The following is a 5,706-nucleotide window of genomic DNA, read 5'->3' on the forward strand; positions in this document are numbered from 1 at the left end:
ATCGCTCGGTTTTATTTTTATTAAATGATTTGCTTGATTTAATAGAGTTTGTATACATAATCGTTTTACTTTTCTAGGTGTTTTACACGAATTGATAAAAGCTTGGGAAACTGGTAATGGCATATACCAATATTCATCGTTATAGAAAGTAGAAGGGAACGTTTTTGTATGTTCCTCAATTCGTTTTATCATAGCGTTTGTTTTTCGTTTCATCCCACGTATTTTCTTTTCATGCATTGTGAGTCACCTCCATAAATTTTTGTAATGCAGCTGAGTGATATATGTCTTTTCGAGTAATAAAAGTAGTAGGAACTTTTTTGAATCTATTTGGTAAAGGATTAAATGATACGTTATGTGTAGGATCATTTAAAATAGATTTCATCATAATTGCTACGCCCATATTTGATTTCACACAGGCGAGTATTGCTTCAATTGTTCCGAACTCTAATACTCGTTTAGGTGAGATGCCTTCTTCTTGAAGCCAGTCTTCTAATAAACTTCTATAATAGCAACCGTGACTAAAAGCGAGTAAATTCATATCTCCTATGTCTTTAATAGAGGATAAAGGTTTTTTACTAATGAGAACTAATTCTTCTTCACGAAATACATTTGTATGTAGTTCGGTATGTTGAGTAGATCCTGCTATAAATGCTCCGTCTAGTTTTCGTTCTAGCACAAGCCTAATTAGTTGTTCGGTCGTATTTGTTTCTAAAATTAATTCGACTTCTCGGTATTTCTCATAATAGGCCGTTAATATAGATGGCAGCCTTACCGCGGTTGTAGATTCTGTACATCCGATTTTCAAAGTGCCTTTAGGGTCGGTTCCATTACTTTGAACCGCTTTTATAGATTGATCCATTAAGCGGATAATTTGATTGGCGTATGCTAATAAAATCTCACCGTTAGAAGTTAAAGTTACACCTTTTCCGTTACGATAAAATAAAGGCACACCTAATTCGCTTTCTAGTTGTTTCATACGCATTGTTACACCTGATTGTACATAGTTCAAATTTTTCGCTGCGTGAGAAATATTGCTTTCTTTTGCAACTTCGTAAAATACAGTTAAATCTTTTATGTCCACGCATCATCCCTCCGAAAAGGTATCAATTTTTTTGATGGATTATATGATGAATCTTTATTTTGTATGATATCAGAACTTTCATACAATGGAAGGGGATGGAGGGATTATTGTGTTAATTGAAGAAAGGATGAAAAGTAATCATAAGTGGGTTATGTTAATGTTTGCGACGATTGCTCAAACGACAGCGACACTTATAACATATGGTGTCGGAGCTTTCTCTTTATTTTGGAAAGAAGAATATGGGCTTACGAACATGGAGAGTGGATTGTTAGTAAGTGTTGTAAATGTGGGACCGTTATTTTGTATGCTTTTTGTTGGGCGGTTACTCGATCAATATAATGAAAAGTTGTTGATTTCTATCAGTTCATTTTTGCTAGGAGGTTCGTTTTTACTAACTAATATAGTAAATGGATTTAATGGTCTGTTATTTGTACTTTTATTAGTAGGAATGTTCTATAGTGTTTCCCAGCCAGGAGGAAGTAAAGTGATTTTGAAATGGTTCCCAAAAGAAAATCGTGGATTAGCAATGGGAATAAGGCAAGCTGGTATACCGATTGGTGGTGCGTTAGCGGGAGTGTTAATCCCATTTCTTACGATACAATATAATGTGACTTACGCGATAAATAGTATGGCATGCATTTGTATAATTGGAGGATTATCATTTTTTATGTTTTATAAAGAGCCATATGTTCAAGAGGATGCAAAGAAAGAACATATTAAAATTTCTTTTTGGACTGAGTTAAAAGTAGTGATATGTAAAAAAGAGTTGTATCCAATATATATAACGGGTATTTGCATGATTTCATTGCAAATGGTGTTAGTTGGGCACTTCATGAAATTTTTAGTAAGGGAACAATCTATTACATCTATTGTAGCTGGAACAGTATTTTCAGTGATGTTCTTTTCTGGAATGATTGGCCGTGTTGCATTAGCAGCTATTAGTGATACGTTTTATAAAGGGAATCGGCGCATACCTTTATTTATTACGGTCTGTACTTCTATCGGTTTAATTCTATTGTTAGTAATGAGCATACATACAGTAACAAGTGGCGTATTGTATGGTGTAAGTGCATTGTTAGGCTTCTTTTCAATTGGTTGGTTTAGTCTTTTTATAGCCGAAGTTGCTGAATTGGCAAGTGAAGAATCTGTGGGAATAACAGTTAGTTTGGCACTTACATTCAATCAAATTGCGATTATTGTTGCACCTGTTTTATTTGGTTATATTGTCGATGAGAAAGGGTATACGTATGCGTGGTTGTGTATAGTGATATTACTAAGTATCTCAGCAGTGAGTTTATATCGTAAAAATAAAAGAAAGTTAGCAATGTAAATTTATTATGAAGAAAGTCTAAAGAAATGCCGAATGAGCGACATTTCTTTTTTTATATGTTGTATAATCAAAATACAAATGAGATTTGTTTTCATTGGTGTTCATTGCCTCTTTTGAAATTGCCTGTAACTTTAGCCATAAGGAGTTGTTTTTCTGTATCGTTATGTGCATGATTTATTTTGTTTAAAAATTTTTCAGCAGCATTTCCTTTTAATATCATAATTTGTTTTCCGTAATATTCAATTAAAACTATGTTATTTTTTGTTACCCTAAAATGAAACATCATTTCATCTAAGATTGCGTTTATCAGTATTTTTCATGTTTATAGCTCCTTTTTGATAATGTGTAACAAATGTTACATAAGATGTTGAAATTATAGTAGGGTGTATCCGATTGTAAGGTGGAAATTTTGCAAGAAAGAAATACAATAGAGAGTAGTCAAAAACTGAATATGAGAAAAAGGAATCTAGTTCACTTAGGTGAATAATAGATAGATAATAATATAAAGTATTTGAAAATTAATAGATATAGAATAGAATGGATGCGCGTTAAGTGAAACTAGATAAAAGAGGGTTCCTATTATGCTAAAGAAATGGTTAATTGTTTTCTTTATTTTTGCTATTTTTTGTGGGAGTGTCGTTGCACTAATACATGCTAATAAAGGTAAGAAATATGATATAAAAGCATTTTCTAATGTAAATAGTAAGCAAAAGGGCGATATACAGGAAGTCGATGCAAATGAGAAAAAGCGCTATGAAGTTGCAGCTGGAAAGCTAGATCAATATTTAAAAGATAAAGGATTTAATGGGAGTGTTCTTGTAGCTAGTAAAGATCATGTGATTTTACGAAAAGGTTATGGATATGCGAATGTGGAAGATAAAGTAGTAACAACGCCAAGAACGAAATATCGCATTGGTTCTATTACGAAAACAGTCGTTGCAATATCTATTATGCAGCTAAAAGAAAAAGGGAAATTAAATATTGAAGACAATGTAAATAAGTATATTCCATCGTTTCCAGCAGATAAAAACATTACGTTGCGAAATTTGTTAACACATACTTCAGGGTTACCAGATCAGGGACAAGGTAGGGTTGATGCGGCGTCAAGATTAAAGTTAGTAACGTGGATTGGAGCGCAAAAATTGCAATTTCCTGCAGGGACAGGATGGCGATATACAGATTATAATTATATGGTACTTGCGTATATTGTAGAAAAGATAGCAAATAAACCACTTGCTGAATATGTGAAAGAAAATATTTTTACTCCTGTTGAAATGCATGAATCTGGAATGGGTGCAACTCTCCCTGAAGATATTTTTTTAGCAGAAGGTTATACGAGAAAAGATAATGAGTTAATAGCTGCACCCCGCTTAAAAATGAACTGGTTGTATGGGTGTGGTGAAATGTATACGACTGTTGAAGATATGAAAAGATTAGATGAGGCTATTATGGATGGAAAGCTGCTATCTAAACAAAGTGTATTAGACATGTTTACTGCATCACCTGCAAGAAAATATGGATTTAGTTTCTATACTAACCCAGATTATTATCATAATCACGGTGTATTAGCTGGTTGGAATACGTTTAATAATTTTAATTGGGATAAAAGAACGTTTGTCATATTATTCTCTAACGTACAAAATGGTGTGAATGATACGTTTAATCAGGAGTTTAGGAAAATGGCGAATGATTTAATAGAAGGAAAATAATAATTTGAAAATCGGTATTGATATATAATTATCAATACCGATTTTTTTGTTTGGGGATGTTCAGCTTGCTGAAGAAGTAATTATGAAAGGGTAATATTAGAATAATTTTGTATAGGAAGTTAAATGATATGGATGTTAAATATAGGAAAGTTACTGCTGAAGTTCATCTATTTGTATTGAATTTATGTGGAAAATCAATTGGGAAATTTTACATCGATAAAAAACTTGAGCTTCACACTATGTGAAGCTTTAAATTATTGAAGTAACGAACAGGAGGTTAGAAAAATGAAAAAAGCAGTAAAGTTTTGTTTAATAGCTACATTATCTACAGCGATTATTAGTGGATGTTCTTTTGAAGGGAACAATGAAAATGCTAAAGGGAAAGAGAGAAAAAAAGTAGAGGTACAGAAAAACGTTGGGAAATATACGATGCCAGATGAAAAAGATAAACATGAAGGTACATGGCTGCAATGGCCTCATGAATACACATATGGTGAAGAATATAAGCAGGAAGTTGAACCGATTTGGGTTAAGATGGCAAGTGCTTTAACTGAGGGGGAAAAAGTCCATATTGTTGCATACGATGAGGAGGAGAAAGAGCGAATCAATAAGCTTTTAAAAGATGAAGGACTGAATATGGATAAAATTGATTTCTTTATCGCTCCTACTGATGATGTGTGGGCACGAGATAGTGGACCGATTTTTGTTTATGACAATAATAAAAATTTGAAAATATTAGACCCGGCATTTAATGGGTGGGGAAAGAAAACGCCTTATAAAAATGATGCTCGTATACGTGAAAATGTGAGTAAACAATCAGGGATTGAAAGAATTGATTGGGGGAAATTTGTCCTTGAAGGCGGAGCGATTGAATTAGATAGCAATGGTACAGCGTTATTAACCCGGAGCGCTGTAACGAATAAAAATAGAAATCCTGATTTATCAGAAAAGGAAATTGAAAAATATATAAGTGACCTTGGGGTAACAAACTTTATTTGGTTAGACGGAGTACCTAATTTAGATATTACGGACTTTCATATTGATGGATTTGCTAAATTCCATGGTAAATCTACCATTGTAACGATGAAAGAAGATGACTTAGCCGAATGGGGTTTGTCAAACAAAGATATGGATACATTGTTAGATGCAAAAAATGCATCAGGAAAGAAATATAAGTATGAATACTTACCTCTTAGTAAAGATAAAGTTACTTTAGAAAATGGAAAAGCTCTCGATTATAAGGGGTCGTATATCAATTATTATATTGGGAATACAGTGGTATTGGTGCCTAATTATAATGATCCAAATGATAAAATCGCAAACGATACGATTCAGAAGTTATATCCAGATCGTAAAGTAATTGGGATTGATGTGAGAGAACTTTATAAAAATGGTGGCATGATTCATTGTGTTACACAGCAACAACCGATTCAATTGAAGTAATCGATTGAAATGTAGCAACCTACGGACAAAATAGGTACATTGTTACTTTTACCTATTTTGTCATGTTTTATTTTTCGCAAAAAAGGAGTAAGGGCATTGAAAGAAATAATCTGAACTAGCTTCATAATGATAGTGCTTATGAT

General features: G+C 33.0%; 5 protein-coding genes and 1 pseudogene. 3 read left to right on the forward strand and 3 right to left on the reverse strand.

The annotated features are described in order from the left end of the window. Both KI369_RS14385 and KI369_RS14390 read right to left on the reverse strand, forming a co-directional pair. A partial coding sequence (locus KI369_RS14385; protein ID WP_212956414.1) for a DUF3916 domain-containing protein occupies window positions 1–237 on the reverse strand: 237 nt, incomplete at its 3' end. Further along, window positions 230–1,081, reverse strand: a complete 852-nt coding sequence (locus tag KI369_RS14390) for a LysR family transcriptional regulator (RefSeq protein ID WP_212956415.1) — start codon at window positions 1,079–1,081, stop codon at window positions 230–232. The genes KI369_RS14385 and KI369_RS14390, both read right to left, overlap by 8 nt. Before the next feature lie 85 nt (window positions 1,082–1,166). Between KI369_RS14390 and KI369_RS14395 the strand changes: the two genes are divergently transcribed. Then, a complete protein-coding gene (locus KI369_RS14395) occupies window positions 1,167–2,411 on the forward strand; it encodes an MFS transporter (RefSeq protein WP_212956416.1) in 1,245 nt (414 codons plus the stop codon). A gap of 91 nt (window positions 2,412–2,502) precedes the next feature. On the opposite strand, the pseudogene KI369_RS14400 reads toward KI369_RS14395, so the two are convergent. Further along, window positions 2,503–2,731, reverse strand: a pseudogene (locus KI369_RS14400) (hypothetical protein). 261 nt (window positions 2,732–2,992) lie between these two features. On the opposite strand from KI369_RS14400, the gene KI369_RS14405 reads away from it, so the two are divergent. After that, on the forward strand, window positions 2,993–4,120 hold the full coding sequence (locus KI369_RS14405; RefSeq protein ID WP_212956417.1) for a serine hydrolase domain-containing protein: 1,128 nt from the start codon (window positions 2,993–2,995) through the stop codon (window positions 4,118–4,120). A gap of 285 nt (window positions 4,121–4,405) precedes the next feature. Further along, window positions 4,406–5,563, forward strand: a complete 1,158-nt coding sequence (locus KI369_RS14410; RefSeq protein ID WP_212956418.1) for an agmatine deiminase family protein — start codon at window positions 4,406–4,408, stop codon at window positions 5,561–5,563. Window positions 5,564–5,706 lie beyond the last annotated feature (143 nt).

The sequence above is a fragment of the Bacillus sanguinis genome (assembly GCF_018332475.1).
GTDB classification, from domain to species: Bacteria; Bacillota; Bacilli; order Bacillales; family Bacillaceae_G; genus Bacillus_A; species Bacillus_A sanguinis.

What these genes read in the sequence shown, in the direction of transcription:
- KI369_RS14395 (WP_212956416.1), top strand. Translation starts at nt 1,167, where the DNA reads ATGGAAGGGGATGGAGGGATTATTGTGTTAATTGAAGAAAGGATGAAA.
- KI369_RS14405 (WP_212956417.1), top strand. Translation starts at nt 2,993, where the DNA reads ATGCTAAAGAAATGGTTAATTGTTTTCTTTATTTTTGCTATTTTTTGT.
- KI369_RS14410 (WP_212956418.1), top strand. Translation starts at nt 4,406, where the DNA reads ATGAAAAAAGCAGTAAAGTTTTGTTTAATAGCTACATTATCTACAGCG.